At 65.6% G+C, this 25,903-nt stretch carries 29 protein-coding genes; 14 read left to right on the plus strand and 15 right to left on the minus strand.

Annotated elements, in window-relative coordinates:
* Positions 1–486: 486 nt before the first annotated feature.
* The 3 genes from dnaA (at position 487) to RSE14_RS07550 (ending at position 3,195) form a co-directional block, all read left to right on the plus strand.
* Positions 487–1,890, plus strand: a complete 1,404-nt coding sequence (gene dnaA, locus RSE14_RS07540; RefSeq protein WP_324076868.1) for a chromosomal replication initiator protein DnaA — start codon at positions 487–489, stop codon at positions 1,888–1,890.
* A gap of 112 nt (positions 1,891–2,002) precedes the next feature.
* Positions 2,003–2,425, plus strand: coding sequence for a DUF983 domain-containing protein (locus RSE14_RS07545; protein ID WP_324076741.1), 423 nt, complete (start codon positions 2,003–2,005; stop codon positions 2,423–2,425).
* Complete coding sequence (locus RSE14_RS07550; RefSeq protein WP_324076742.1) at positions 2,422–3,195, plus strand: HesA/MoeB/ThiF family protein; 774 nt, start codon at positions 2,422–2,424, stop codon at positions 3,193–3,195. Before RSE14_RS07545 ends, RSE14_RS07550 begins: the two co-directional genes overlap by 4 nt.
* On the opposite strand, the gene RSE14_RS07555 is transcribed toward RSE14_RS07550, so the two are convergent.
* Positions 3,184–3,885, minus strand: coding sequence for an NAD-dependent deacylase (locus RSE14_RS07555; RefSeq protein WP_324076744.1), 702 nt, complete (start codon positions 3,883–3,885; stop codon positions 3,184–3,186). The genes RSE14_RS07550 and RSE14_RS07555 overlap by 12 nt on opposite strands.
* 34 nt (positions 3,886–3,919) lie before the next feature.
* On the opposite strand from RSE14_RS07555, the gene dapB reads away from it, so the two are divergent.
* From dapB to RSE14_RS07575, 4 genes are read left to right on the plus strand one after another with little or no spacing between them, the layout of a single operon-like run.
* On the plus strand, positions 3,920–4,657 hold the full coding sequence (gene dapB, locus RSE14_RS07560) for a 4-hydroxy-tetrahydrodipicolinate reductase (RefSeq protein ID WP_324076745.1): 738 nt from the start codon (positions 3,920–3,922) through the stop codon (positions 4,655–4,657).
* A 52-nt stretch (positions 4,658–4,709) separates the two neighbouring features.
* On the plus strand, positions 4,710–5,879 hold the full coding sequence (locus tag RSE14_RS07565; protein ID WP_324076747.1) for a M48 family metallopeptidase: 1,170 nt from the start codon (positions 4,710–4,712) through the stop codon (positions 5,877–5,879).
* 10 nt (positions 5,880–5,889) lie between these two features.
* The gene (gene nth, locus RSE14_RS07570; RefSeq protein ID WP_324076749.1) at positions 5,890–6,564 is read left to right on the plus strand and encodes an endonuclease III; all 675 of its coding nucleotides are present in this window, start codon (positions 5,890–5,892) and stop codon (positions 6,562–6,564) included.
* 57 nt (positions 6,565–6,621) lie between these two features.
* Positions 6,622–7,062: a hypothetical protein gene (locus RSE14_RS07575; protein ID WP_324076750.1), complete on the plus strand. Its 441-nt coding sequence runs from the start codon at positions 6,622–6,624 to the stop codon at positions 7,060–7,062.
* A 13-nt stretch (positions 7,063–7,075) separates the two neighbouring features.
* Here RSE14_RS07575 and RSE14_RS07580 read toward each other — a convergent pair whose 3' ends face one another.
* The 4 genes from RSE14_RS07580 to RSE14_RS07595 are packed head-to-tail and all read right to left on the minus strand — an operon-like array spanning position 7,076 to position 11,178.
* On the minus strand, positions 7,076–8,404 hold the full coding sequence (locus RSE14_RS07580; RefSeq protein ID WP_324076752.1) for a dicarboxylate/amino acid:cation symporter: 1,329 nt from the start codon (positions 8,402–8,404) through the stop codon (positions 7,076–7,078).
* Positions 8,405–8,437: 33 nt separating this feature from the next.
* On the minus strand, positions 8,438–9,583 hold the full coding sequence (dapE, locus tag RSE14_RS07585) for a succinyl-diaminopimelate desuccinylase (protein ID WP_324076753.1): 1,146 nt from the start codon (positions 9,581–9,583) through the stop codon (positions 8,438–8,440).
* 45 nt (positions 9,584–9,628) lie between these two features.
* Positions 9,629–10,516: a S1/P1 nuclease gene (locus tag RSE14_RS07590; protein ID WP_324076870.1), complete on the minus strand. Its 888-nt coding sequence runs from the start codon at positions 10,514–10,516 to the stop codon at positions 9,629–9,631.
* Positions 10,516–11,178: a glutathione S-transferase family protein gene (locus RSE14_RS07595; RefSeq protein ID WP_324076754.1), complete on the minus strand. Its 663-nt coding sequence runs from the start codon at positions 11,176–11,178 to the stop codon at positions 10,516–10,518. Before RSE14_RS07595 ends, RSE14_RS07590 begins: the two co-directional genes overlap by 1 nt.
* A 107-nt stretch (positions 11,179–11,285) precedes the next feature.
* Here RSE14_RS07595 and RSE14_RS07600 point away from each other — a divergent pair, with 107 nt between their 5' ends.
* Entirely contained in the window at positions 11,286–11,705 is a 420-nt protein-coding gene (locus tag RSE14_RS07600; protein WP_324076756.1) for a VOC family protein, read from the plus strand.
* A gap of 1 nt (position 11,706) precedes the next feature.
* On the opposite strand, the gene RSE14_RS07605 is transcribed toward RSE14_RS07600, so the two are convergent.
* Positions 11,707–13,326, minus strand: coding sequence for an AMP-binding protein (locus tag RSE14_RS07605; protein ID WP_324076758.1), 1,620 nt, complete (start codon positions 13,324–13,326; stop codon positions 11,707–11,709).
* A 133-nt stretch (positions 13,327–13,459) separates the two neighbouring features.
* Between RSE14_RS07605 and RSE14_RS07610 the strand changes: the two genes are divergently transcribed.
* A complete protein-coding gene (locus RSE14_RS07610) occupies positions 13,460–14,269 on the plus strand; it encodes a helix-turn-helix transcriptional regulator (RefSeq protein ID WP_324076760.1) in 810 nt (269 codons plus the stop codon).
* Between the two features lie 88 nt (positions 14,270–14,357).
* Here the strand turns inward: RSE14_RS07610 and RSE14_RS07615 are convergent, their stop codons facing one another.
* Positions 14,358–14,894 (minus strand): VOC family protein, encoded by a 537-nt coding sequence (locus RSE14_RS07615; protein ID WP_324076762.1) that lies wholly within the window; start codon positions 14,892–14,894, stop codon positions 14,358–14,360.
* 123 nt (positions 14,895–15,017) lie between these two features.
* On the opposite strand from RSE14_RS07615, the gene RSE14_RS07620 reads away from it, so the two are divergent.
* The 4 genes from RSE14_RS07620 to RSE14_RS07635 are packed head-to-tail and all read left to right on the plus strand — an operon-like array spanning position 15,018 to position 18,530.
* Positions 15,018–16,442 (plus strand): aromatic ring-hydroxylating oxygenase subunit alpha, encoded by a 1,425-nt coding sequence (locus RSE14_RS07620; RefSeq protein ID WP_324076764.1) that lies wholly within the window; start codon positions 15,018–15,020, stop codon positions 16,440–16,442.
* A gap of 8 nt (positions 16,443–16,450) precedes the next feature.
* Positions 16,451–17,203, plus strand: a complete 753-nt coding sequence (locus RSE14_RS07625) for an SDR family NAD(P)-dependent oxidoreductase (protein WP_324076766.1) — start codon at positions 16,451–16,453, stop codon at positions 17,201–17,203.
* Entirely contained in the window at positions 17,200–17,997 is a 798-nt protein-coding gene (locus tag RSE14_RS07630) for a sugar phosphate isomerase/epimerase family protein (protein WP_324076768.1), read from the plus strand. Before RSE14_RS07625 ends, RSE14_RS07630 begins: the two co-directional genes overlap by 4 nt.
* On the plus strand, positions 17,994–18,530 hold the full coding sequence (locus tag RSE14_RS07635; protein ID WP_324076770.1) for a VOC family protein: 537 nt from the start codon (positions 17,994–17,996) through the stop codon (positions 18,528–18,530). The genes RSE14_RS07630 and RSE14_RS07635 overlap by 4 nt, the downstream gene beginning before the upstream one ends.
* Here RSE14_RS07635 and RSE14_RS07640 read toward each other — a convergent pair.
* Complete coding sequence (locus RSE14_RS07640; RefSeq protein ID WP_324076773.1) at positions 18,516–19,421, minus strand: haloalkane dehalogenase; 906 nt, start codon at positions 19,419–19,421, stop codon at positions 18,516–18,518. The two genes, RSE14_RS07635 and RSE14_RS07640, sit on opposite strands and share 15 nt — an antisense overlap.
* A gap of 67 nt (positions 19,422–19,488) precedes the next feature.
* Positions 19,489–20,310 (minus strand): SDR family NAD(P)-dependent oxidoreductase, encoded by an 822-nt coding sequence (locus RSE14_RS07645; RefSeq protein ID WP_324076775.1) that lies wholly within the window; start codon positions 20,308–20,310, stop codon positions 19,489–19,491.
* 133 nt (positions 20,311–20,443) lie between these two features.
* Between RSE14_RS07645 and RSE14_RS07650 the strand changes: the two genes are divergently transcribed.
* Positions 20,444–21,175, plus strand: coding sequence for a thermonuclease family protein (locus RSE14_RS07650; protein WP_324076778.1), 732 nt, complete (start codon positions 20,444–20,446; stop codon positions 21,173–21,175).
* A gap of 19 nt (positions 21,176–21,194) precedes the next feature.
* Here the strand turns inward: RSE14_RS07650 and yihA are convergent, their stop codons facing one another.
* From yihA to RSE14_RS07680, 6 genes are all read right to left on the minus strand, one after another.
* Positions 21,195–21,875 (minus strand): ribosome biogenesis GTP-binding protein YihA/YsxC, encoded by a 681-nt coding sequence (yihA, locus tag RSE14_RS07655; protein ID WP_324076780.1) that lies wholly within the window; start codon positions 21,873–21,875, stop codon positions 21,195–21,197.
* A gap of 4 nt (positions 21,876–21,879) precedes the next feature.
* Positions 21,880–23,622: a membrane protein insertase YidC gene (gene yidC, locus RSE14_RS07660; protein WP_324076781.1), complete on the minus strand. Its 1,743-nt coding sequence runs from the start codon at positions 23,620–23,622 to the stop codon at positions 21,880–21,882.
* A gap of 61 nt (positions 23,623–23,683) precedes the next feature.
* Positions 23,684–23,893, minus strand: a complete 210-nt coding sequence (yidD, locus tag RSE14_RS07665; protein WP_324076784.1) for a membrane protein insertion efficiency factor YidD — start codon at positions 23,891–23,893, stop codon at positions 23,684–23,686.
* Entirely contained in the window at positions 23,890–24,294 is a 405-nt protein-coding gene (gene rnpA / locus RSE14_RS07670; protein ID WP_324076785.1) for a ribonuclease P protein component, read from the minus strand. Before rnpA ends, yidD begins: the two co-directional genes overlap by 4 nt.
* Positions 24,295–24,539: 245 nt before the next feature.
* Complete coding sequence (rpmH, locus tag RSE14_RS07675) at positions 24,540–24,674, minus strand: 50S ribosomal protein L34 (RefSeq protein ID WP_036801591.1); 135 nt, start codon at positions 24,672–24,674, stop codon at positions 24,540–24,542.
* A gap of 73 nt (positions 24,675–24,747) precedes the next feature.
* Positions 24,748–25,827 (minus strand): hypothetical protein, encoded by a 1,080-nt coding sequence (locus RSE14_RS07680; protein ID WP_324076788.1) that lies wholly within the window; start codon positions 25,825–25,827, stop codon positions 24,748–24,750.
* Positions 25,828–25,903 lie beyond the last annotated feature (76 nt).

Raw genomic sequence — 25,903 nt, forward strand, 5'->3', positions numbered from 1 at the left:
CCTAGCGGGTGTTTCCGGGTTGCGCAGAGCCGAGAATCACAAAGAGGCCGCGCTGTTTCAGCGCGGCCTCTTTCGTTTGTGACCGTTGCGAGCAGTGCAATTCCGCCGAAACCTAGGATTCTCCGCGATTCGCATGTTGTTTTGGGTGATAATTGTGGAAAAACAACAGGATGAACGCAAGCCTGCGGGGTAGAGGCGAGTCAACAGGATTATTTCACTTTTTTTAAATCTCCGTGCTTGCGCAAAGTCTCCGAGAGTTCTTTATTCGCCTCTCACCCGGGGCGGGACAGCCTGGGTTTTAACAAACTGGTCGACAGGGGGGCACCCCGGGAACACGCGTTTCCGGAGTGGGATGGACTTTGCCTGTTGCAATAAGATGAAGTCGCCTGCGGGACACGGCTCCGCAGGCCTGAGGAAATTGGGGATACGCTTGTGCACAGGATCGACAAGGCGCGCAGCCCGCGCCGTCCGGCGGATGATGATTTGATGGAAGACGCCGAAGCCGTGAATCTCGCCGCCGACTGGTCTGATATCAGCCAGGGCCTTCGCAAGGACCTCGGGCACCAGCTGCACAGCCAGTGGATCAAGCCGATCCAGCTGGGCAGCCTCAACCGCGAGACCGGCGCGCTCGATCTCTATCTGCCGACCGAGTTCTCGGCCAACTGGGTTCGCGACCGCTTCCACGACCGGCTGCAGCTGGCCTGGAAGATTGCACGCAGCGAAGTGCGCAAGGTCAACATTATGGTCCATCCGGGCCGCCGCCAGCTGCCCGATCTGCGACTCGACGATGGTCGCCGCCCCGCCAATGACGGCGCGAGCGCGATTGCGGTTGCCGCCGGCAGCATGTCGGATTCGACCTTCACCTCTTCGGTGGGCCTCGATCCGTCGCTGACCTTCGCCGCCTTCGTGACGGGCGAGGCCAATATCCTGGCCTGCAATGCCGCCCAGCGCATGGCCGCACTTGAACAGCCGCAGTTCTCGCCGCTCTATCTCAAGGCGGCGACCGGCCAGGGCAAGACCCACCTGCTCCACGCGATCGGCCACGGCTATCTTCAGGCCCACCCGCGCGCGCGCATCTTCTACTGCTCGGCCGAGCGCTTCATGGTCGAATTCGTGCAGGCGCTGAAGGCGAGCCAGACGATCGAGTTCAAGGCACGCCTTCGCTCCTTCGATCTGCTGCTGGTGGACGATATCCAGTTCATCATCGGCAAGGCGAGCGCACAGGAAGAACTGCTCTACACGATCGACGCGCTGCTGGCCGAAGGCAAGCGGCTGGTCTTCGCCGCCGACCGCGCCCCGCAGGCGCTGGACGGGGTCGAGCCGCGCCTGCTCAGCCGCCTGTCGATGGGCCTCGTCGCGGACATCCAGCCTGCCGATATCGAGCTGCGCAAGAAGATCCTCGTCTCCAAGCTCGCCCGATTCGCGCCGCTCGCGGTGCCGGAAGATGTGGTCGATTTCCTCGCCCGCACCATCACCCGCAATGTGCGCGAGCTGGTCGGCGGCCTCAACAAGCTGATCGCCTATGCCCAGCTCACCGGGCAGGATGTCTCGCTCCAGCTCGCCGAAGAGCAGTTGACCGACATCCTGAGCGCCAACCGCCGCCGCATCACGATCGACGAGATCCAGCGCACGGTGTGCCAGTTCTACCGCATCGACCGCGCGGAGATGAGCTCCAAGCGCCGCGCGCGTGCGGTGGTGCGTCCGCGGCAGGTGGCGATGTATCTCTCGAAGGTGCTCACCCCGCGTTCCTACCCCGAAATCGGGCGCAAGTTCGGCGGGCGCGATCACTCGACCGTGATCCATGCCGTGCGCCTGATCGAGGATCTGCGCCAGCGCGATGCTGATATGGACGGCGATGTGCGCAGCCTGCTCCGCCAGCTCGAAAGCTGACCGGCGCGAGAGTTAATTCGCACTCAATCTGCACCACCTTTGCACTGCCCTATCGACAGGCCCATCCACAGGCCTGTCGACAGGCTGTGCGCAGGCTGTAAACAGCCTGCCCATGCCTTTTCAGCGCCTTTCTCCCGACCTGATCGACCTGCCCGGCGGGTGGATCCCCGCCCTCGTCAGGGGCGCAAAGGGCTGCTGCCCGCGTTGCGGCGAGGCAAACCTGTTCCGCAAATGGCTCAAGCCCGTTGAGCGCTGTGCACATTGCAAGCAGGACTGGTCGATGCAGCAGGCCGATGATTTTCCGGCTTACATTGGTATCTTCGTGGTCGGCCACCTGCTCGCACCGGTGGTGATCGCGATGATCTCCGGCGGTGTGTCCGCATGGCTGACCCTCGCCATCCTTCTGCCGGTTGCGGTGGCGATGCTGCTGGCAATGCTCCAGCCGACCAAGGGCGCGGTGATCGCCTTTCTGTGGTGGCACGGCATCGGCGCCTTCAAGCAGGAGCGGCGCGCGCGCGAGGAGCCGCGCGAATGAGTCTTTCGTCTGCCCGGCTCGATCGTTTTGCCCGCCATATCGTGCTGCCAGAAGTCGGCGGCGCGGGGCAGGTGCGGCTGGCAGAGGCACGCGTGGCGGTGATCGGGCTCGGCGGGATTGGGTCACCAGCGCTGCAATATCTCGCTGCGAGCGGTATCGGACAGCTGGCGCTGGTCGATGACGATGTGGTCGATGTGTCGAACCTCCAACGCCAGACGATCTTCACCACCCGCGATGTTGGCCACGGCAAGGCGGTCTCGGCGCGGCGCTGGCTCGCCAATTTCGACGATTCGCTGGTGATCGACGTGTCCGACGCGCGGATCACGCCCGAGAATGCTCCGAGCCTGATCGCCGGGGCTGACGTGGTGCTCGATGGCACCGACAATTTCGCGACCCGCCTCGCGGTCTCGGATGCCTGCGTGGCGGCAGGCATTCCGCTGCTCTCGGCGGCTGTCGGCCGGTTTCAGGGGCAGGTCGGGGCCTTTGCAGGACACTTGCCCGATCAGGCCTGCTACCGCTGTTTCGTCGGCGATGCCTTCGATGCCGAGGACTGCGATACTTGCGCGGACGACGGCATGCTGGGCGCGATGGCGGGATGGACCGGCTCCTTCGCCGCACTTCAGGCGATCAAGGTCGTGCTGGCAGGCACCGCCGCGCTTGGCGATCCGGGCTGGGGCAAGCTCCACGTCCTCGACGGACTGGAGCCCGGCATGCGGACGATCCGGATCGCCAAGGACCCCGGCTGCAAGACCTGCGGCTCAGCCGCCTAGCGCTTCCTCCACCCATTGCGGCACGACCGCGCTCGCCGGGCCGAGCCGCGATTCGTGGAAGTGGCGCGAGCCTTCGCTGGGTTCGAGATTGAGTTCGAGCGTGTGCGCCCCGTTCGCCCGCGCCTCCTGCACGAAGCCTGCAGCTGGGTATACCGCACCGCTCGTGCCGATGCTGACGAACAGGTCGCAGGTCTCGATCGCCTGATAGATCCGGCCCATCTGGTAGGGCATCTCGCCGAACCACACGACATCGGGGCGCAAGCTGGGCGCGCGGCACACCGGGCATGGCGGGCGCTCGATCATCGTCGCCAGCCACGGCGAGCGCGTCTCGCAGGAGGTGCACAGCGCGCTCTTCAGCTCGCCATGCATATGCAGCACCCGCGCACAGCCGCCGCGTTCGTGCAGGTCATCGACATTCTGCGTTACCAGCAGCAGCTCGCCCGAAAACTCGCGCTCCAGCCGCGCCAGCGCCATATGCGCCGGATTGGGCGCGACATTGGCGAGTGCGGCGCGGCGCATGTCGTAGAAATTGAGCACGAGATTGGGGTTGCGGGCAAAGCCTTCAGGCGTGGCCACATCCTCCACCCGGTGCTGCTCCCACAGGCCTCCAGCGGAGCGGAAGGTATCGATGCCGCTCTCGGCTGAAATCCCTGCGCCGGTGAGGATGACGATGCGTTCGAACTCTGCCATGACACCTTCAAGCATGTTCGGCAGAGGCAAGGCAATGGCACAGCTGCAATTCGGAGTGATCGGGCACAAGGGCCGCATGGGGCAGGCGCTGGAGGCGGCGATTGTCGATGCCGGGCACACCCTCTTCGCAGGCGTTGATGCCGGCGGGAGCATCGGACCCTTTGCCAGCCAGTGCGATGTGCTGATCGATTTCTCCGCGCCTGACGCGCTTGGCGCCAATATCGGCGCAGCGCGGGTGGCGGGCAAGCCGATCGTGATCGGCACCACGGGCCTCGAAGAGCCGCATTTCGTGATGCTTGCCGAAGCCGCGCGCGCCGTGCCGGTGCTGCAATCGGGCAATTTCTCGCTCGGCGTCACGCTGATGGCCCATCTGGTGCGCGAGGCCGCTGAGCGGCTCGGGCCGGACTGGGACATCGAGGTGCTGGAGATGCATCACCGCATGAAGGTCGACGCGCCTTCGGGCACCGCCAAGCTGCTCGGCGAAGCGGCCGCAGCCGGACGCGGGATCGTGCTGTCGGACAATATGGAGAGCGGCCGCCACGGCATGACCGGCGCGCGGGCGCAGGGTGCTATCGGCTTTGCCACTTTGCGCGGCGGCACAGTGGCGGGCGAGCATTCGGTGATCTTCGCCGGCAGCGAGGAGCGCCTGACCCTCTCGCACTCGGCCGAAAACCGCATGATCTTCGCGCGCGGCGCGGTGAAGGCGGCCGAATGGCTCACCGGCAAGCCTGCGGGCCGCTACGGCATGAACGACGTGCTCGGCCTGGGTTGACCGCGATGCAGTGCAGTGTATTGCATAGGTAACACACTTGGGAGCCTTCGACATGACCGCCACTCTCACCCCCGCGCAGGAAGCCGCGCGGCTGGTCGACACTCTCGGGCCTGATGCACTGGCACAGGCACAGGCCTACACCACCGGCAATCACTGGGTGCTGCTGATCAACCTCGGCGTGTCGCTGCTGGTGGCGCTGGTCATGGTACGCCTCAGGCTACTGGACCGGATCGCGGCGCGCTTTGGCGATCAGCGGCGCGTCCTTGCGTCCTTCACGGTAGGCACGGCTTTCCTGCTGATTTCCGGCGTGCTCGCCCTGCCCTGGGAACTCTACACCGATTGGTACCGTGAACGGGCCTATGGCCTTTCCAGCCAGCCGCTGGGCGATTTCCTCGGCCAGATGGCAATTGGCGAGGCGATCAGCATGACACTGGGCGGGCTGTTTCTGGCCGGGGTCTATGCCCTGATCCGCCGCGCCGGGCAGCGCTGGTGGCTGTGGAGCGGCGGGTTTGCCGGCATCGTCACGCTGCTCGGCCTGCTGATCGGCCCGGCGCTGATCGAACCGCTGTTCAACGAATACAAGCCCGTGCCGCCGGGCGAAGTGCGCACCGCGCTGGAAGCCATCGCCGACGATGTCGACATCCCGCACGACCGGATCTTCATGTATGACGGTTCGCGCCAGTCCGATCGCTTTACCGCCAATGTCTCCGGCATCGGCCCGACCGCGCGGATCGCGATTTCCGATGTCGCGCTGAAGCAGGCGAGCATCGCCGAGGTTCGCGCGGTGACGGGGCACGAGGCGGGGCATTACAAGCTCGGCCACATCTGGCGCTACGCTGTGATCTTTCCGGTGCTGGCGATGGCGTTCTTCTTTCTCCTCAACCGCCTGTTCGCGCCGACCGCGCGCCTGCTGGGGAGCGATGCGAAACTGGACGAGCCGCGCGGGCTCCCGGTCTTTGCCGTGGTGGGATCGGTGCTCGGCCTGCTGGTGACCCCGCTCACCAACACCCTCACCCGCATCGGTGAGACCGAGGCCGACCGCTATTCGCTGATGACCGTGAACGAACCCGATGCACTTGCCACCGCGCTGGTGAAGACCGCCGAATACCGCTACCCGCGCCCCTCCGCGCTCGAAGAGGCGCTGTTCTACACCCACCCTTCGGTAGAGAAACGCGCCTTGCGAGCCATGGAGTGGAAGGCAGCGCATCCGGCGAACAAATGACCCGAGGGACATGACCAGAGACCAGATCTTCGAATTCTTCCGCCGGCTTGCGGAGGATGACCCCGCGCCGCAGACCGAGCTGGAATATGGCAATGCCTATCAGCTGGTCGTCGCCGTGGCGCTGTCGGCGCAGGCGACCGATGTCGGCGTGAACAAGGCCACCCGCGCGCTGTTCGCCAAGGTGAAGACCCCGCAGGAAATGCTCGATCTCGGGGAAGAGGGCCTGCGCGAGCACATCAAGACCATCGGGCTGTTCAATTCCAAGGCCAAAAATGTCATCGCGCTGTCGCAGCTGCTGGTGGACGAATATGGCGGCGAGGTGCCCGATACCCGCGAGGATCTGGTCCGCCTGCCCGGTGTCGGTCGCAAGACCGCCAATGTCGTGCTCAATTGCTGGTTCGGGCAGGAGACCTTTGCGGTCGATACGCACATCTTCCGGGTCGGCAACCGCACCGGCATGGCCAAGGGCAAGACCCCGGACCATGTCGAAGCCAAGCTGGAAAAGCGCGTGCCCCAGCCCTTTCGCCTCCACGCCCACCACTGGCTGATCCTGCATGGTCGTTATGTCTGCAAGGCGCGGACGCCGGAGTGCTGGCGCTGCAAGGTTTCTGACCTGTGCAGCTTCCGCAAGAAAGTGCTCGAAGCCCCCAAGGGACGCGCCGAAGCGCCCGCCGCCGCAGATTAAGCCGTGGTTCAAGCACGCAGGCGAAAATGCTATGATCGCCAGTGGAGGAACCACGCCATGACCATCCGACCTGCTATCCGCACCCCGCTTCCCGCGCTGGCACTTGTGCTGCTGGCCCCCATGACGCTTGGCGCTTGCATGAGCGATCGGGAACGCCCGACCGACGCCAATCCCACCGCCGGCGCCCCGGCCGTCAAGGTGACGGGTGAGGCCCAGAGCTGCATCAACCGCTCGCAGATACGCAACACCGTGGTGCGTTCCGACCGCGTGATCGATTTCGAGATGCAGGGCGGCAAGGTCTATCGCAACGTCCTGAAGTCCAATTGCCCCGGCCTCGGGATGGACCGCGCGATCACCTACAACACCTCGATCGACCAGTTGTGCTCGCCGCAGATCATCTACACCCTGCAGAATATCGGCGGGATGCCACGGCAGGGCGCAGGCTGCAGTCTCGGCGCCTTCGTGCCGGTGGAGTATGATCGCGGAGCGAAGGAGTAAGGGCGAAAACCCTTCACCCTTCCTTGTCGAAGTTGCTCTGATCCAGTTCCAGCCCCGCGCGGCCATCGGCGGCGGTGTGGGCGGGGGCGTGGGGGTGCTCGACAAAATCGGGCTCGGGCGCTTCCAGCATCCCTTCCCACTTGGTGATGACCGCCGTCGCCACCGCATTGCCGACCACGTTGGTGGCGGTGCGGCCCATGTCGAGGAACTGGTCGATCGCCAGGATGATCGCCACGCCCTCGACCGGCAGGCCGAACATGGCGAGCGTGCCGGTAATCACCACCAGCGAAGCGCGCGGCACGGCGGCGATGCCCTTGGACGAGATCATCAGCGTCAGCAGGATCATCACCTGCGTCGCGATGCTGAGATCCATTCCGTAAGCCTGCGCGATAAAGATCGTCGCAAAGCTCATGTACATCATCGAGCCGTCGAGATTGAAGGAATAGCCCAGCGGCAGCATGAAGCCCGAGATGCGACGCGGCACGCCGAAGCGGTCGAGCTGCTCGAACAGCTTGGGCAGCGCGGCTTCCGAAGACGCTGTCGAGAAAGCGATCATAAGCGGCTGACGGATATAGCGGATCAGCAGCCATATGCGTCCGCCGAGGAACACCGCCCCCGCAGACAGCAGGATCACCCACAGCAGCACCAGCGAGAAATAGAACTCGATCAGCAGCTCCAGATAGGTGCCGAGGATCGCCAGACCGCTGGCTGACACGACATTGGCGAGCGCGCCGAACACCGCGATCGGCGCATAGCGCATCACGTAGCCGGTCACCTGCAGCATCATTTCCGCCAGCGCATCGGCGCCCTTCACCAGCGCCTCGCCGCGCTTGCCGATGGCCGACAGGGCCACGCCTGCGAAGATCGAGAAGACGAGGATCTGGAGAATGTTGTTGGTCGCCAGCGCATCGACCGCGTTCTTGGGGAAGATCGACAGGATGAACTCGGTCGCCTTCAATTCCTTGACCTCGCCCACCGCAGCGGCGGCTTCGGCGACATCGGGGATCGGCGCACCCACACCGGGCTGGAACAGATTGACCATCACGAGGCCGAGGCCGATCGACACGAGGCTGGCCGTGATGAACCATGTGAGCGCTCTCACACCGATCCGCCCTAGCGCCGCGCTGTCGCCCATATGGGCGATGCCGACGACGATAGTCGAGAGCACAAGAGGCGCCACCAGCATCTTGATGAGATTGAGGAAGATGTCGGAGAGCAGCTTGAACCACGGGGCGATCGATTCCTTGATCACCTCGGCCGGCACCATCTGGTTGAGCGTCTGGCCGACAATCACGCCCAGCACCATGCCAAGGAGGATGTAGAGGGTAAGCTTGCGATCCATGTCCCGTTCTTTCTCTGTGCCGGAGAGCCGGCCCTATTCGTCCGTCAGTGCCAGCGCCGCAGCAGCAATCCGCGCATAGATCCGGGCGAGCACCGCCAGATCGGGGATCGCCACCGCCTCGTCACGCTTGTGCATCGTCGCGTTGCACAGCCCGAATTCGATCACCGGACACACGGCGCGCAGGAAGCGCGCGTCCGACGTGCCGCCGGTGGTCGAGAGTTCGGGCGCAATCCCGGTCTCGGCCTCCACCGCTGTTGCCACCAGCGCCGAAAAGGCGCCCGGCTCGGTGATGAAAGGCTCGCCCGAAATCACCGGCCGCGCTTTCCCGCCGTGCTTTTCGGCAATCGCCATGACCCGCTCGGACAGGCTGTGACCCGTGTGCAGATCGTTGAAGCGGATCGAGATGCGCGCGCTGCCGGCGGCGGGGATCACGTTGTGGGCGCGGTTGCCGACATTGATGTCGGTGATTTCGAGGTTCGATGGCTGGAACCACGCGGTGCCGGTATCGAGCTGGAGCGCGTCGAGCTCGGCGAGGATCGCCACCAGCCGCGGCAGCGGATTGTCGGCCAGATGCGGATAGGCGACGTGGCCCTGCGTGCCCTCGGCAGTGATGAAGATATTGACCGAGCCCCTGCGGCCGATCTTCACCATGTCGCCGAGGCGATGCACCGAGGTCGGCTCGCCCACCAGACACAGATCGGGCTGGTGGCCATTCGCGCGCATGAAATCGATCAGCGCGCGGGTGCCGTGGAGCGCGGGGCCTTCCTCGTCGCCGGTGATGATGAAGCTGATCGTGCCCGCCTCGGCCGGAACGTCAGCGACAGCTGCAACCATTGCGGCAATCGCGCCCTTCATGTCGACCGCGCCGCGCCCGTGCAGCAATTCGCCGCGCACTTGCGGATCGAAGGGATCGGAGGCCCAGCCCTCCCCCGGCGGCACGACATCGAGGTGGCCTGCAAAGGCGAAATGCCGCGAGCCTGCCGGGCCAGTGCGAACGGCGAAGAGGTTTTCGACCGGCGCCTCGTCCGAGCCTTCCGGGCCATCGCCGCGCGTGAAGCGGTGCACTGCAAAGCCCAGAGGCACCAGCATCGCTTCGAGCGCGTCGAACACCGGCCCGCAAGCGGGCGTAACGCTGGGGGCGGCAATCAGGCGGCGGGCAAGATCAAGAACATCATCCATGGGCGCAGCAAGGGTTAGCAGCCCCATGGGCAAGCGCAAGCCACCCTACTCTCTGCGGCGGCGGGGTTCGTCCGGCACCAGCGGGCCGGGGGCGAAGGCACTGTCCAGCAGATCGGCGATCCGAAGCCCCGCCTGCACCACCCGCCGCCGCGCAATCGGCACACCGCGGGCAATGTCGTCCTGCGACAGCGCGGTCTTTTCCGGCAGCGGCGCAGCGCAAACATTGTCGCTGTCGAAGGCGGTGGGGTAGACGAAGCTCCTCGCAATCTCCCAGCTTTCGCGACCCCAGTCGTCGGGCTTGCCGCCGGAAAGGTCCGCGCGCTCGGCCGCCGAATAGCGGCGCACCACCGGATCCGCAGGATCGCTGATCGCGCGCTCGGCCAGCGGCCCGTCCCAGATCGAATGGAGGTTGAGGCCGGGCTTGATCCCGTAATCGGCCTCACGATCATTGCCGCCGCGATCCTCGTTGTCGCCCGAATGGAGCGGCATGTGCACGTCGCCCGCAAAGTGGACCATGAAGGCCAGCGCTTCCAGTCGCACAGGCGCAGGCAGACGCTCGTCGGCAAGGATACGATGTGCGCGGGCGATCTGCGCGGTGACGCAATTGCCGCCCGGGCAGTTACCGCGCGCATTGAAGGCCTCGCAAATCGGCGCGGTGCGATAATGCCACGCGGCAGTATAGCCCCAGCGCCAGCCTTCCGAGCGCACGCAATCGGCCCAGACCGAAGCGCCCTCCAGCGTCGTCAAAGGGCATCGGGGGGTGCCGAGATCCTTCTCGCGGGCGAGCAGTGCGCGCACCCTGGCGCGCACCTGCGGCGAGACATTGGCCTCGGCCACCCGCGCGGTCTGGCGGTGGGCGTAGTCGCCCCACGCCAGCACCGGCGCTGGCAGCAGCGCCAGCAGAGCGGCAAACGCGGCAAGAAGCGCACGTATCACGCGGGCACCTCGTATTGTTCAATCACCCACTGCTCTTCCTCGGCCGCGCCTGCCCATTCGCGCATCCATTCGTGCTCGAGGATCGCCTGCATATAGGCTTGCGCGAAGCCCGGCACGCCGACCCCGTAGGTGACGAAGCGGGTGACAATCGGCGCGTAGAAGATGTCCGCCGCGCCGAAGGTGCCGAACAGATAGGGGCCCGCGCTGCCATGGCGCGCCCGCGCTTCGGCCCACAGCCCGAGAATGCGCACGATATCGTGGCGGGTCTGCTCGCTCACACCGTCCAACGGCACGCGGCGGCGGATGTTCATCGGCAGTTCCTTGCGCAGGGACTGGTAGGAGGAATGCATCTCCGCCACCATGGCGCGGGCCATCGCGCGCGCAGCGTCATCCTTTGGCCAGAACCGCTCGCGCCCGACCTTGTCGGCAAGGTATTCCATGATCGCGAGGCTATCCCACACCACGGCGTCGCCATCCCACAGGATCGGCACCTTGCCGCTGGAGGGCTGCACTTCGCCCATATCCTGCTTCAGCCGGTCCCATTCCTCGCCCATGATCGGCACGGTGAGCTCCTCGAAATGGAGGCCCGACTGCTTGACCGCGAGCCAACCGCGCAGGGACCAGCTCGAATAGTTCTTGTTGCCGATGATGAGTTTCATTGGGTCGCCTGCTCCACCTGCAAGACTGCTTGCCGCTCGCCCTAGATATTCATACTGGTGCTGTCGAGGCTGAACGAAGCCGCCCCCAGCCCGTCAAGGAGCCGCCCATGTCCCTGCCCCCGTTCCACCTCGCCTTCCCGGTCGATGATCTCGCCGCAGCTCGGCGTTTCTACGGCGAGGCGATGGGCTGTGCGGAGGGGCGTTCGTCCGACGAGTGGATCGATTTCGACTTCCATGGCCACCAGATCGTCGCCCACCTCGCGCCGGGGCAGGCCGGCGACCGCGCGAGCAACCATGTCGATGGCCACGGTGTGCCGGTGCCGCATTTCGGCCTCGTGCTGTCCATGGCCGAATGGGAGGCGTTGGCCGACCGCCTGCGCGCGGCGGGCACGCCCTTCGTGATCGAGCCGACCATCCGCTTCAAGGGCCAGCCAGGTGAACAGGCGACCATGTTCCTGCGCGATCCGGCCGGCAATGCGCTCGAATTCAAGGCCTTCGCCGATATCGGTAAGCTCTTCGCGAAATAGCCTAGCTTTCCGCCGCGTCCGCCAGTGCCTGCGCGGTCTTGTAATCGGGCTTGCCGTTGTTGAGCCGCAGCGAGCCTTGCGTGAAGACATAGAGCCGCGGGATCTTGTAGCCCGCCAATCCCTCGCGCGCGCAGGCATCCAGCGCCGCCTCGTCGAGCGCGCCATCGCCCTGCACCACCGCCACCACCTTGCGCCCGAAGCGCGGATCGGGAAGGCTGACCACCCGCACGTCCTTGACGCCGGGATGTTCGAGCAGCACCGCCTCGACCTCTTCGGGGAAGACCTTCTCGCCGCCGGTGTTGATGCACATGTTGTCACGGCCGATGAATTCGAGCGTCCCGTCCGCCGCCCAGCGCGCGCGGTCGCCGGTCATCAGCCAGCGCTTGCCGCCAATCACGGGGAAGGTCTGCGCGTTCTTTTCGTCCTCGCCGAGATAGCCCAGCGGCAGCGGGCCGGTGCGCGCGACAATGCCCACACCATCGCTGCCGGGCGGGATTTCGCGGAAGTTTTCGTCGAACAGCCGGGTCTCGCGGCCCGGGCCGGGTAGCGGCTGGAACTTGCCCCCGCCGCTGCTGCCCGCCGCGGTGGTGATGACGATGCCGGTGCCCGAGCTTTCCGAGGAGCCAAGCGCATCGACGATCATCAGCGAGGGGTGATGCGCGATCAGACGCTGCTTCAATACGGGCGAGAACACCGCGCCTGAGGAGGTAATGCTGCGCAGGCTCGCCAGCACCTCGCCCCCATCGCCCCGCGCATCGAGCCGGTCGGCCAGCGGCAGGGCGAAGGCATCGCCAACGATGAATACCCCGCGTGCGCCGATGCGCTTGATCTCGTCGAGCGCGGTATCGGCGTCGAACTTGGGCGCGGGGAGCAATGCCAGCGTGCCGCCCTTCAGGATCTGGATCACCCCGGTGAACTGCCCCGCTCCGTGCATCAGCGGGGACAGCAGCAGCAGCGGCGAATTGCTGGCCGGATTGTCCGGGCCATTGTGGAGCGCGGCGGCCACCTGCTCCTCCAGCGAGCCGGTCACGAGCGGCGGCGTGCCCGGGCCGCGCTGCCACACCCCGATGCTGAAGGCGCCCCAAGCCTGATCCATCGGCCACATCACCGCCTTGGGCATCCCCGTGGTGCCGCCGGTGGCGGTGAGGAACAGGGCTTGTGCGTCATCATGCAGGGCAAAGCTTGGCGGAAGGGGTGTCTCGCACAGCTCGCCCCACTCGGCCGCGCCCACATCCACTGTCAGCGTGCCTTGGGGCATGGCTTCGCGCGCGGTCGCGACAAAATCGCTTTCGGTGAACAGCGCCTTCAGCCCGAAGCGGACAAAGATGTCGGCCAGCTCGCGCGTCTTGTAGTGGTAGTTCACATTGACCGGCACCACGCCCGCCTTGATGCAGCCGAAATAGGCTAGGAGGTAATCGGGCGTGTTGCGCAGCATCTGTCCGGCAATGTCGCCGGGCTTGAGGCCACGCGCGGCAAGGCCCGCCGCGATCCGGTCGGTCAGCGCGTCGAGCTCGCCCCAGCCCACCACCCGCTCCCCATGCACCAGCGCCGGGCGTTCGGGCGGAATGGCCGCCGCCAGAGCCTTCAGAACAATCCCGAAATTCGCACCCGCGAAGGTCATTTGCGCATCACTCCCTTTGCCATTTTCGCTAGCCCCCGCGCCCATCTCTTTCCCCTACGTAAATAATGAGGACATCGCCAAAAATTGCGCTAGTCTCACGACTCGGAGAACAAAGAGAGGAGCAAGCCGGATAATGGCTACCAATGTTGTCGAGTTGCGCACGCCGCAAGGTCGCGAATCGCTGGACCAATTGCTCGAATCGGTCACCATCACCTGCCTGGAAGACATTCACGATGCCGCAGTCAACCTCGCCCGCGTAGCCAAGGAGCGCGGGATGCAGATCGGAGTGTGCGACGACATTTCTTCCAAGGAACCTATGGTCGATGTCGATGGCACGATCCTCAATGCCGATATTTTCCGCTGGCTGGATGATGGCGTGCGCTGGTGGGAAGATCACCGCCTTGCGCTGCATTCGCCGCTGCCGCGCGCCTGTCGCTATGAAAGCGAGCCCTTCTGGGTCAACCGCCACGGGTTCAACACCCGCTGGCGCAACCACTATCTGGATGAAATCGATCTCGCCGATTTTGAACGCCGCGCTCTTTGCAAGGCCGCGATTGTGGTGCCGGTGCACCTGCCGTTCGGACAGATTTCAGCCAACAGCTTCACCAGCGTCGATCGGCAGAAGGAAGACCTGTCGCAGGAATTCGCCGAATCCGGCACGCTGCTGGCGCTGCTCGCTCGGCGCTTTGTGGCGGGCTATGTGCAGGCCAACCGCACCAAGCGGCGCATCCCTTCGGACTGCGTGCTCTCCAAGCGCGAAGTCGAATGCCTGCGCTGGGCCGCGATCGGCAAGACCGACAAGGAGATCAGCATGATCCTCAACCGGTCGCACGCCACGATCCGCTACCACATCCACCGCGCGGGCGAGAAGCTGGACTCGGTGAACCGGGCGCAGACGATCTTCAAGGCGGGGCAATTGGGGTATCTGGGGGCGTCTGATTGACGCTTAATCCCCTCCCGCTTGCGGGAGGGGAGCGAGGAAGCGAAGCTGGCCATGGATTGCTTCGCTTCGCTCGCAATGACGAAACTATTTAGCCCAACCTCCTGAGCGGCTCCGAGCCGTCCCAGGCCACGCCAGCCGCCTTGATCATCCCGAACAGGTCCGGCCCGTCCTTGGCCTGCTGGAGAATCTCGACCAGCGTCCCCGGCCCGCCACCGGCATCGACATAGATCGCCTTGCTGGTGCCAAAGGTGCCCTCGATCATCACCTCGGCGCCTTCGGCCTCGCAAACGCTGCGCGCATGGTCGATGTCGTCGACCAGAATGCACACATGGTGCAGGCCGTTGCCGGTCGCCCCGTATTCGCCGGTGTAGACGGAGGGGTGATTGTCGCGCGGGCGGATCAGCTCGATCTGCAAATCGCCCCAATAGGCCAGCGCGAGGTCGAACACCGCATCGGTCGGCTCGCCGCGATACTTCATCCCGTCGAGGTGGATACCCTCGATAAGGTAAAACGGGCCCACTCCCATCACCTGCGTCCAGTGCTTCACCGCGGCGTCGAAATCCTGCGGCACGAAGGCCAGCTGCATGATGTCGCCCAGCGCGGCGATCTTTCCCGAAAGGCCCATCTTCCTCTCCAATCCGATAGGGTGACCCCTGTCCCAAGCTGTGTGATATTCTGTCCTCAAGACACTGCACAAAGTGCGAGGACGAGAGGCGGGGTTCGCCCCGATGAGGACCGGAAAAGCCCGATGAACGAGATCAAGGATATTGCCCGCGCCGATCGCTGCCCGGGGATCAGCTACACCGACATGCTCAACGGCGACACCCGCCGTCCGCCCGATTACCTGTTCGAGGAAACCACCATCGAAATGGGGGACGAGCCGCTTTCGGTCGCGCCCTATATCTCGGAAGAATTTGCCCGTCTCGAGCGCGAGACAATGTGGCCCAACGTGTGGCTCTTCGCCGCGCGCGAGGACGAGATGCCCGATCCCGGCGACACCGTGGTGTTCGACATCGCCGGCAAGAGCTTCCTGCTGATCCGCCAGAAGGACGGCGGGGTGAAGGCCTTCTACAACGCCTGCCTCCACCGCGGCCGCAAGCTGCGCACCGAGGGCGGCCAGTCGGTGCAACTGCGCTGCCCGTTCCACGGCTTCACCTGGCGCAATGACGGCTCGCTGAAGGAAATCCCCTGCTCGTGGGACTTCAAGCACCTCGAAGGCAAGGACATGGAACTGCCGCAGGCGCGCGTCGAGCTGTGGCAGGGCTTCGTGATGATCACCGAGAACCATAGCCTGCCCGATTTCAAGACCTGGCTTGGCCCGGCGGCTTCGCATTACGAGAAGTATGATTTCGAGAACCGCTACACCGGCATGTGGGTGCACAAGCGCATTCCGGCCAACTGGAAGGCGACCGCCGAGGCCTTCATGGAAGCCTGGCACTCGATCACCACCCACCCGCAGTTGCTGCCCTTCCTTGGCGACGCCAACACCCGCTACGATCTGATCGGCGATCACTTCAATCGCGCGATCACACCTTCGGGCGTGCTCAGCCCGCACGTGAAGGGCAAGAATTCGGACTACGTTCTCGAAAAGATGAACGAGTTTTCGGGCGGCAGCGATGCCAGCACCAACCGCCGCTTCAATGCCAGCGGCGGCACCGAAGATTATGTCGCCGACGATCCGCTCGGCGCACGCAAGGTGCTGGCCGATGCGGGCCGCAAGGGCTTTGCCGAACAGTACGGCTATGACTACTCGGACGCCTCGGACACCGAGATCCTCGACAACTTCACCTACAACATCTTCCCCAATTTCTCGCCGTGGATCGGCTTCCTGCCGACACTGGTGTACCGCTGGCTGCCAGGCGACACGCCCGACTGGTGCACGATGGAAATCCGCCTGCTGTTTCCCACCCCCAAGGGCGAGCCGCGCCCGCGAGCAGTGGCGATGACGAAGATCCCCGATGACGAACCCTTCGCCTGGGCGACCGACGTGATGGGCGCAGGCCTGGCCCAGGTGTTCGATCAGGACATGGCCAACCTTCCCTATGTGCAGGAAGGCATGAAGGCGATGAAGGACGGGATGATGGAGCTGGGCCATTATCAGGACAGCCGCGTGCGCCATTTCCAGACCACGCTGATGAAATATGTGAACGGGGAACTGCCCGCGGCAAAGTGAACGGCGCCATGGGCTTTTCCTTCGAACTGACCGGGCGCAAGGCGCTCGTCACCGGTGCATCCTCGGGCCTGGGCACGCGCTTCGGGCGCATTCTCGCCGCGAGCGGGGCAAAGGTCGCCTTGGGCGCGCGGCGGGCGGACCGGCTTGCAGCGCTCGCAGCCGAGATCGGACCGGCGGCGGCAGCCGTGCAGATGGATGTCGCGCGCGAGGCCGACATCATTGCCGGTTTCGATGCGGCGGAAGCGGCTTTCGGCCCCATCGACACCGTGATCGCGAATGCCGGGGTGGACGGCGCAGGGATGGCAACCACCATCTCCGAGGAAGAGATCGAGCAGACGCTGGCGATCAATTTGAAGGGCGCAATCCTGACCGCGCGCGAAGGCGCCAAGCGGATGATGGCCCACGGGGTCACGAAGGGGCGGATCGTGCTGATCGCCTCGATCACCGCCTTCGAGCCTTCGCCCGGTCTTGTCGCCTATGCCGCCTCCAAGGCGGGTGTGGTGCAGGCGGGTCGCACCTTGGCGCGCGAGTGGGCGCGCAGCGGGATCAACGTCAACACCGTCTCGCCCGGCTATATCCGCACCGCGATCAACGACGCGTGGTTCGATACCGATGGCGGCCAGCGGCAGATCGCGAAGTTCCCCAAGCGCCGGTTGATGGGCGAGGAGGGGCTGGACGCGATGATCCTGTTCCTGTGCTCCGACGCTTCGGAGTTCGTGACCGGCACGGACTTCGTGCTCGACGACGGCCAAACGCTGTGACCCGCCGCCTGATCTCGCTCGCTGCCGGGATCATGCCGGAAGCCACCCCCGCCCAGCTCGTCGAATGCGCCGCCGCATCCGATTTCGACTTCGGCGGCATGTGGGCCGAGCGCGAGACATGGACCCCAGCCACCACGCGCGCCATTCGCGCACAGGCGCGCGATGCGGGTGTGGAACTGCTCGATCTCGAAGTCGCGTGGATCATGCCGGGCGCGCCCGATCCGTGGCTCACAGAGCTGGTCCATATCGCTGCCGAGCTTGGCGCGAGGAACCTCCTGTGCGTCTCCAGCGATCCCGACATGGCCGCCACCACCGCCAAGTTCCAGGCGATGGTCGATGCGGCCAAGGGCACCGGGGTCAGGGTCAATCTCGAATTCGGAATTTTCACCGAGGTAAAGACGCTGGCCGTGGCCCGCGCTGTGCTCGAAGCTGTCGAGGGCGAGGCCAAGGCGCTGCTGGTCGATACGCTGCACTGGGCGCGTTCGGGCGGGACGTCGGAGGAACTCGCCAGCATCCCGCGCGAGTGGCTGTCCTATTGCCAGCCCTGCGATGCGCCCGCGCAGGGGCCTGACCTTGCCAGTTTCGATGCGATCATCGACGATGCGATCAACCGCCGCATGGCGCTGGGCACCGGGGGCCTTCCGCTCGCCGCGATGGTCGAAGCCCTGCCTGCGCACCTGCCGCTGGCGGTGGAGGAACGCTCCGCCGCCCTGCGCGACAACTTCCCGGATCTGACCGAACGCGCCCGCGAATGTGCGCGCACATCGCGCGCTTGGCTGGATGCACGCGCGTGAGCATCCTGCCCGTCACCCTCGTCCAGATGGCCTTTCTGGTGCCGAGCCTCGAAGAAGGCTGCGAGGCACTCAATCGCGCCTATGGCTGGGGGCCGTTCCTCGGCGGCACGGAGGGGGTGCTGGCAGACCATGTCTATCGCGGCACGCCTGCCGACCCGATCCGCATCCGCGGCGTCTTCGTGCAGACCGGCACCATCAACGTCGAGGTGATCGAGGTCGTCTCCGATGCGCCTTCCGCCTTTCACGAGATGCTTCGCGCTGACGGCCAGCCGGTGCTGCACCACTGCGCCACCTTCGCCGCCGATTACGAGGGCACGCGCGATCATCTGGTTGCGCAAGGCTATCCGGTAGTGAGCGAGTTCGGCTTTGCGGGCCGCCGGATCTGCTATGTCGACACCCGCCCGCTCTTGGGCTTCATGACCGAGATCTATCCCGATCTGCCGGTGATCCGCGCGATGTATGCCGAAACTGTCGAGGCCACCGCCGCCCGCCCGGGCGCGAGCGATATTAGCCCCTTTTCAACCCCGCGCTGAACCCGTCACCGCAAGGATCGCGGCGACGAAGCCTTCAGGGTCGTCCTCCTGAATGAAATGCCCGCCGCGAAGCGTGCAATGCGGTTGGCCCGCCGTGCCCGGCACCCGGCCGATCCAGCGGCTCTCCCCGCCGCGCGTGATCGGATCGCCGTCGCTGAAGGCGCACAGGAAGGGCTTGTCCCAGCGATCGAACACCTCCCAGGCGCGCTTCTGATCGGGCACCGCGACATTGCCTTCAAACGGCACGAAGCTCGGGAAGATGCGCGCCCCGGCCTTGTAGCTGGCATCGGGGAAGGGCGCGTCATAGGCAGCGATCTCTTGCGGACCGAGACCGCGCTTGGTGCCCTTGCTGATGATCTTGCCGATCGGGAAGAGCGGGCTCCATTTCGAAAAGGCACGCCAGATCGCAAAGGCGCGCGGCGCCGGGCCGCCTTCTGGCAAGCCGCCATTGGAGAGCACCACGCCCGAAAAGCGCTCGGGCATCTCGGCCACCAGCCTGAGGCCCACCAGCGAGCCCCAGTCCTGACAAGCGAGCGTGATCCGCGTCAGATCGAGCGCTTCCAGCCACTGGCGCATCCAGCGGACATGGGCGGCGTAGGAATAGTCCGATTTGGCCGCCGGTTTGTCGGACTTGCCGAAGCCGACAAGATCGGGGGCGATCACGCGAAAGCCCGCCTCCACCACGGGGCCGATCATGTGGCGATAGAGATAGGACCACGAAGGCTCGCCATGCATCATCAGTACCACCGGGGCATCGCGCGGGCCTTCGTCGATGAAATGGATGCGCAGGCGCGCCCCGCTCTTCGCATCGATGATCTCGCGGTAATGCGGAGCGAAGGGAAAGTCGCTGATCGCGGCAAAGGCCGCATCCGGAGTGCGCAGGACTTTCACATTCCCCCCATCGAGATCACCATGGCATGACAGGCTGTGTGATGGAGCCCTTCGGGCATCGGGTCAATCACGTGGCCGACCAGCCGGCATCGATCATCAGGGCCGATCCCGTCACCACCCGCGCCGCCTCGCTCACCAGATACATCACCGCAGCCGCCGATTGTTCGGAGCTGATCTTCTCCTTGATGAGATGCGGGGTGAGTTGCAGCTCGTAGGCTTCTTCCACCGAAAGCCCGTGTGCCGCCGCCACCTCGTCGGTCGCGTGGCTCACCATCGCGGTATCGACGAGACCCGGGCACAGCGCGTTGACGGTGATCTGGTGCGGGGCAAGCTCCCCCGCCATCGCCCGGGTAAGTCCCATCATCCCGTGCTTGGAAGCACAGTAATGGGCATAGCCGGGCGTGCCGACATGGCCCGCGACCGAAGCGACATGGACAATCCGCCCGCCTTCCCCGCGCGCGATCATATGGGGCACCACCGCGCGCACCATGCGCCAAGCGCCTGTGAGGTTGATGTCGATCATCGTGGCCCAGGTCGCCTCGTCGAGTTCATGCGCAGGCTTGCCGCCGGTCAGGATGCCCGCATTGTTGACGAGAATGTCGAGCCGTCCGAACGCCGCCAGCGCGCCTGCGACAAAGGCATCGACCTGCGCGGTATCCCGCACATCGCAGGCCATCGCCAGCGCCCTGACCCCGTGGGCCTCGATCGCGCGGACCACCTCGTCGAGCGCGCCGCCCAGCGCGTAGCCGACTGTCGGCATCGCCGCATCGCCGACATCGCAGATCGCCACGTCCGCCCCCGCCTCGGCCAGCGCGAGCGCAATCGCCCGTCCCTGTCCGCGTGCCGCGCCGGTCACGATTGCGGCCTTTCCGGCCAGTGCGCCTGCCATATCCCCGCTCTCCCTGCGTGCTGTTCTCCGGATGCAAAAGTGCCAGCCCCGCGCAGATTTCCCCAGCGGTGGAAGTGATAGGGGCAAGGCCGGGAGTGACATTCGCTTAACGTCGTGATTCTAGAACGGGATCATGCACAAGACCTCTGTCCTCGCCGCGCTTGCGGCCTTCTCGGCGTTCGTCTGCGCCCCTGCGAAGGCGAACATCATCACCGGGCCAGCCACCGTCATCGATGGCGACACCATCGACATGACCGGCACCCGCATTCGCATCCTCGGGATCGACGCGCCCGAACGTGGACAGTCGTGCTCGCGCGGCGGACAAGCCTGGGCCTGCGGGACCGAGGCGACCACTGCCCTCGGCGAGATCATCGCCAACGGCCATGTCACCTGCACGGCGACGGGGACGGATGTCTATGGCCGCACGCTGGCTACCTGCCAGAATGCAGTGTTCGATATCGGGCGCGAGATGGTGCGGCGCGGGATGGCTGTGCCCAGCAGCGATGCGCCGGAGGACTACGCCGCCGTCAGTGCCATCGCCCGGCAATATGCGCACGGCCTATGGGCGGGCGAGTTCCAGCACCCTGCCGATTGGCGCCGCGCCAACCCGCGCTCTGCTGCCCCCGCGCGCGTCGCTCGGGCAGAGCCTGCGCGCGTCGCCCCTGCGGCCAGCCGCTCGGGCGCGGGGCGCGAGCAGCGCTTCACCAATGCGCTGGGCTGCGCGATCAAGGGCAATCACAGCCGCCGGGGCGAGTGGATCTACCACCTGCCCGGCCAGAAATATTACGAAGCGACCCGCCCCGAAGCCCTGTTCTGCACCGAAAGTGCAGCGCTCGCGGCAGGCTATCGCCGGTCGAAGGAATAGGCAGGCAGGCGGGGCTGCCTCAGCCCGCCCAGCCCTCGCCTAGGGCATCAGTCACCACGGCAGCGCGCAAGCGCTCGATGCCCATGCCCTTCTCGCTGCTGGTAAGGTGGATTTCGGGGTGCGCGGCGACATGCTTCTTGGCTTCGGCTGCGGTCTTTTCAGCCACCACCGCCAGCTCGCTCGCCTTGATCTTGTCGGTCTTGGTGAGGACGATGCGGTAGGAAGCGGCGGCCTTGTCCAGCATCGTCATCATCTCGCGGTCAACCTCCTTGATGCCGTGGCGGCTGTCGACCAGCACCAGTGTGCGGGCCAGCACCTGCCGCCCGCGCAGGTATGAGTTGACCAGCGCCTTCCACTTCTCGACCACCTTCACCGGCGCCTTGGCAAAGCCATAGCCCGGCATGTCGACCAAGCGGAACAGCGGTAGCGCGCCCTCGTCCTGAGGCCGCCCGACATCGAAGAAATTGAGCTCCTGCGTGCGCCCGGGCGTCACCGATGCGCGCGCGATCGCCTTGCGCCCCGTCAGCGCGTTGAGCAGCGAGGACTTGCCCACGTTCGAGCGCCCGCAGAAGGCGATCTCCGGCACCAGCGGCTCGGGCAGGAATTGCAGCTGCGGCGCGGAACGCAGGAAGTCGACCGGCCCGGAAAAGAGCTTCGATGCGGCTTCCTCTGCGGCTGCCTGGATGTCTGGATCGGTCATCGTCCTAGGCCTTGGCGGCCTTCTCCTTCGCCGCCGCCGCCTTCAATTGCGGGTGCTTGGAATAGAGATAGCTCTGCTGCGCCAGAGTGAGCAGGTTCGAGGTCACCCAGTAGAGCAGCAGACCCGCAGCAAAGGGCGCCATCACGAACATCAGGATCCACGGCATGATCGCGAACATCTGCGCCTGCACCGGGTCGGTCGCGGTCGGGTTGAGCTTGAAGGTCAGCCACATGGTGATGCCCAGCAGCACCGCGAGCGGCCCGATGGCAAGGAAGCTCGCTTCGGGCACGGCAAAGGGCAAGAGGCCGAACAGGTTGAGGATATGCGCCGGATCGGGGGCCGAAAGGTCGCGGATCCACAGGATGAAGGGCTCGTGGCGCATCTCGATCGCCAGCACCAGCACCTTGTAGAGCGCAAAGAAGATCGGGATCTGGAGGACGAGCGGCAGACAGCCCGCGAGCGGGTTCACCTTCTCGTCCTTGTAGAGCTGCATGATCTCCTGCTGCTGGCGCTGCTTGTCGTCCTTGAAGCGCTCCTGGATCTCCTTCATCTTCGGCTGCACGGCCTTCATCGCCGCCATCGAAGCGAACTGCTTCTGCGCGATCGGGAACATCATGCCGCGGATGATGACGGTGAGCAGGATGATCGCCACCCCGAAATTGCCGACCGCCCCGTTGAGCGTGCGCAACAGCCACAGGATCGGCTTTTCGATGATTTCGAACCAGCCCCAGCTGATCGCCTTGCCGAAATAGGTGATGCCGCTGTCTTCGTACTGGTCGAGGATGCGGCTGTCCTTGGCGCCGGCATAGAGCCGGGTCTGCTGGGTCAGCTTGCCCCCGGCCGGCACGGTGGCGGCGGCGTAGAGCAGATCGGTGCGGAACAGCGTGTCACCCAGCGAACGGAATCCGGCGCTGTCGGTCGTGCCCTTGCCGGGCACCAGCGCGCCAAGCCAGTACTGGTCGGTAAAGCCGAGCCAGCTGGCCGCGCCCTCGGGCTGTTCGCCGCCCAGCTCGGCCAGCTCGTCATAGGAATGGGGGTCCCACAGCGTCCCGCCGAACACCCCGACCGGCCCGGCATGGGCAACAAACTGATCGAGCGTGGCGTTCTTGCTGGTGCGCTTGATCAGCGCGAAAGGCTGGATGACCGCAGCAGCCGGGCCGGCATTGCTGGCGGTCTGCTCGGCGGTGATCATGTAATTCTTGTCGATCGCGAAGCGGATCCGATAGGTGACCCCCGCGGCATCGGTGCGGCTCAGAGTGACAGGGGTCTCGGGCGTCAGCTTGGCGCCATCGGCCTGCCACACCAGATTGGAGGGCTGGCGCACGCCGCCTGCGACAAAGCCGAACTCGGCGAAATACTGGCCCGGCGTGCCTTCCGGCGCGAACAGGCGGACCGGGCCGGAATTCTTCTTCACCGTCTCGCGGTAATCCTTGAGCACGATGTCATCGACGCGCGCGCCGACGAGGTTGATCGACCCGGCGATGCGCGGGGTATCGATCGCGACGCGGCTGCCGCTGGCGAGCGCGGCCTTCAAATCGACCTTGCGCGTCGCTGCATCGGCACCGAGATCGCCGGTCCCTGCCGCGGGCGCCGTCGCTGCGGCGCCGCTGGCAGCTGCGGCCGGCTTTGCGGCTGTCGCCGTCACCGCCGCATCGGCCTCGGGATAGAAATAGCGCATGCCCAGATCCCAGCCCAGAATGAGCAGGCCCGAAAGCACGACAGCGAGCAGAAGATTGCGATTGTCCAAGTCTGTATCCCGAGAATGCGACGTCAGGTGTATTATAGGATTAGAACGGTCCGTTTAAACCCTAGGGCACCGGATCATGGCCATGACCGCCCCATGGGTGGCAGCGCATTAGCCGCTTAAACGCCATCCATCCACCCTTGAGAGCGCCATACTTGCCGATCGCCTGAATGGCATATTCGCTGCACGATGGTGCATAGCGGCAGGTGGGCGGCAGAAGGCGCGAAGGGCCGAGCTGCCAGCCGCGCGCGATAAGGATCAGGACCTGCTTCACTTGCGGCGGTTCCCCTTTCGCGGACGGCGCCCGCCCGATGGATCGCTCTGTCCTTGTGCCGCGCGTGCGAGAGCTTTGGAAAGCTCTTCGGCCATCAGGTGGAAATCGCGCTCGATCCCGCCGGCACGGCCGATCAGCACATGGTCGTGGTCCGGCAGGCCCTGCGCGGGCAAGGCCGCCCGAAGCAATTCGCGGAAGCGCCGCTTCATGCGATTGCGCACCACCGCGTTGCCGATCTTCTTGGTGACGGTGATCCCGAAGCGGATGCCCTGCCCCTCGTTCGGGCGGGTCAGCAGCACAAACCCGGCGCGCGCATTGCGCAGCCCCGAATTGGCGCTGAGAAAATCGGCGCGCTTGGTGAGCGTCTTTAACGGAGAATTGGAGCTGGCCGCCTGAGTCATTTGTTTGCGCCCTCAAACGCCGGGCGGCGGACATCCGTCCGCCTTGGCTTTCGCGGCATAAGCCGCGGCGCGCAGTCGCGCTTGCGGACCGCAGATGCGGTCCGAGGAATTCTATCCAGCAAGGTCGGAAACGCAATCGGGTCCCCGATGGGGGACCCGCAAGGCCGACCGGCCGCCCGCAGCGACGGGACCTTCAGGTCCCGTGAGCGAGGAAGTCGCACCCGCGGAGGCGGGTGCGCCAAAAATCACGCGCAGAGCTTCTTGCGGCCGCGGTTGCGGCGGGCGCGGAGCACCTTGCGGCCACCCGGGGTCGCCTTGCGGGCGAAGAAACCGTGGCGACGGGCACGCACGAGATTGCTGGGCTGGAACGTACGCTTCATATCATCCTCGAAAAGCTGACCGGCAAACGGGCCGGGGCCGCCGCAAGGCGAGCCGCAAGACAGACCGGGGCCGTTATGGGAAAGCGGTGGGCGAGTCAAGCAAACCCGCGCCCGTGTCGGCATAGGCCAGACGCGGTGCCGCCGCAGACGCCGTCGGCGCGCGCCAGGGCGCAGCCTTCAGGGCCTCTGCCAGGACATTGCCCGAACGCAGCAGCGCCTGCCGCAGCGCGCCTGCAAGCGAAGCATCGATGACCCGCTCCCGCGCCGCATCGCCTTCGGGCGCGATCCATTGCGCCATGTCACTGCCACGCAGCCACAGCGCCCGCTCGTGCGGGACCGAATTGGTCATGGCATAGAAGGCCCGCGCCTCATCGGCCGTCATGCCCATCTCGGCATAGTAATCGAGATAGAGCCGGTTTTCCGGGGCGTCGGGGCCGAAATCATCGGGCTCGCGCCCCAGCGCATCGCGCCACGAATGGACCGCAAACAGCGCGCCTGCGTCCACCGTGCGGCGGGTGCCGGCCAGAAACAGCTCCACCGCACCCGAGCGCGCCGATCCGCCATCGGGCACATGGGTCGCAAGGCCCGCCGCCCGGATCGCCCGGCCCAGAGCGAGATTCGCGATGTCGTTGCTGGTGCCCGGCGCGTCGAGGAACTCGATCACCTCCAGCCCCGGATAGGCCGCCATCATCGCACGGAAGGCCGCCGGGCTCGTCACGTCGGTCGCGCCGACCAATGCTGCGCGCTTGCCATCCAGCACGCGGAACGGGCCGAATTGCGAATCGCCCCCCATCCCCGGCCCCATCCCCGCCACAAGTGCGGCAGGACGGGTGATGAAGCGCACCGGCTCTTCGATCACGGTTTCGGTCACTGTCGCCCCGCCCACCACGGAGACGGTGGTGGATGAGGCGACAGGCGCGTGAACCGCGGACTCGTAGGCGGCAGGCGCGATGCTGGCCGGGCTGTCCTCGACGCGCACCCATTGCTGGCTGGCGGGGTCCCATTCCTCGACCCAGGTGACCTTGGCCACCACCCGCGCGCCCGAATGGCCCGCCGGGTAGCCGCCCATACTGCCGGTCGCCTGCGCCAGCGCCGGGAGACCGGGCAGCACCAGCGCGAGCGCGGCAAGCAGAAGGGACAGGGCGCGTTTCATGCCTGCCACAATCGGCCCGCACGCCTTCCGAAATCGCCAAGATTTATGCTTTAAAAAACCCTTAGCGTCTGCCCCA

The organism is Erythrobacter sp. (assembly GCF_035194505.1).
Classification (GTDB): domain Bacteria; phylum Pseudomonadota; class Alphaproteobacteria; order Sphingomonadales; family Sphingomonadaceae; genus Erythrobacter.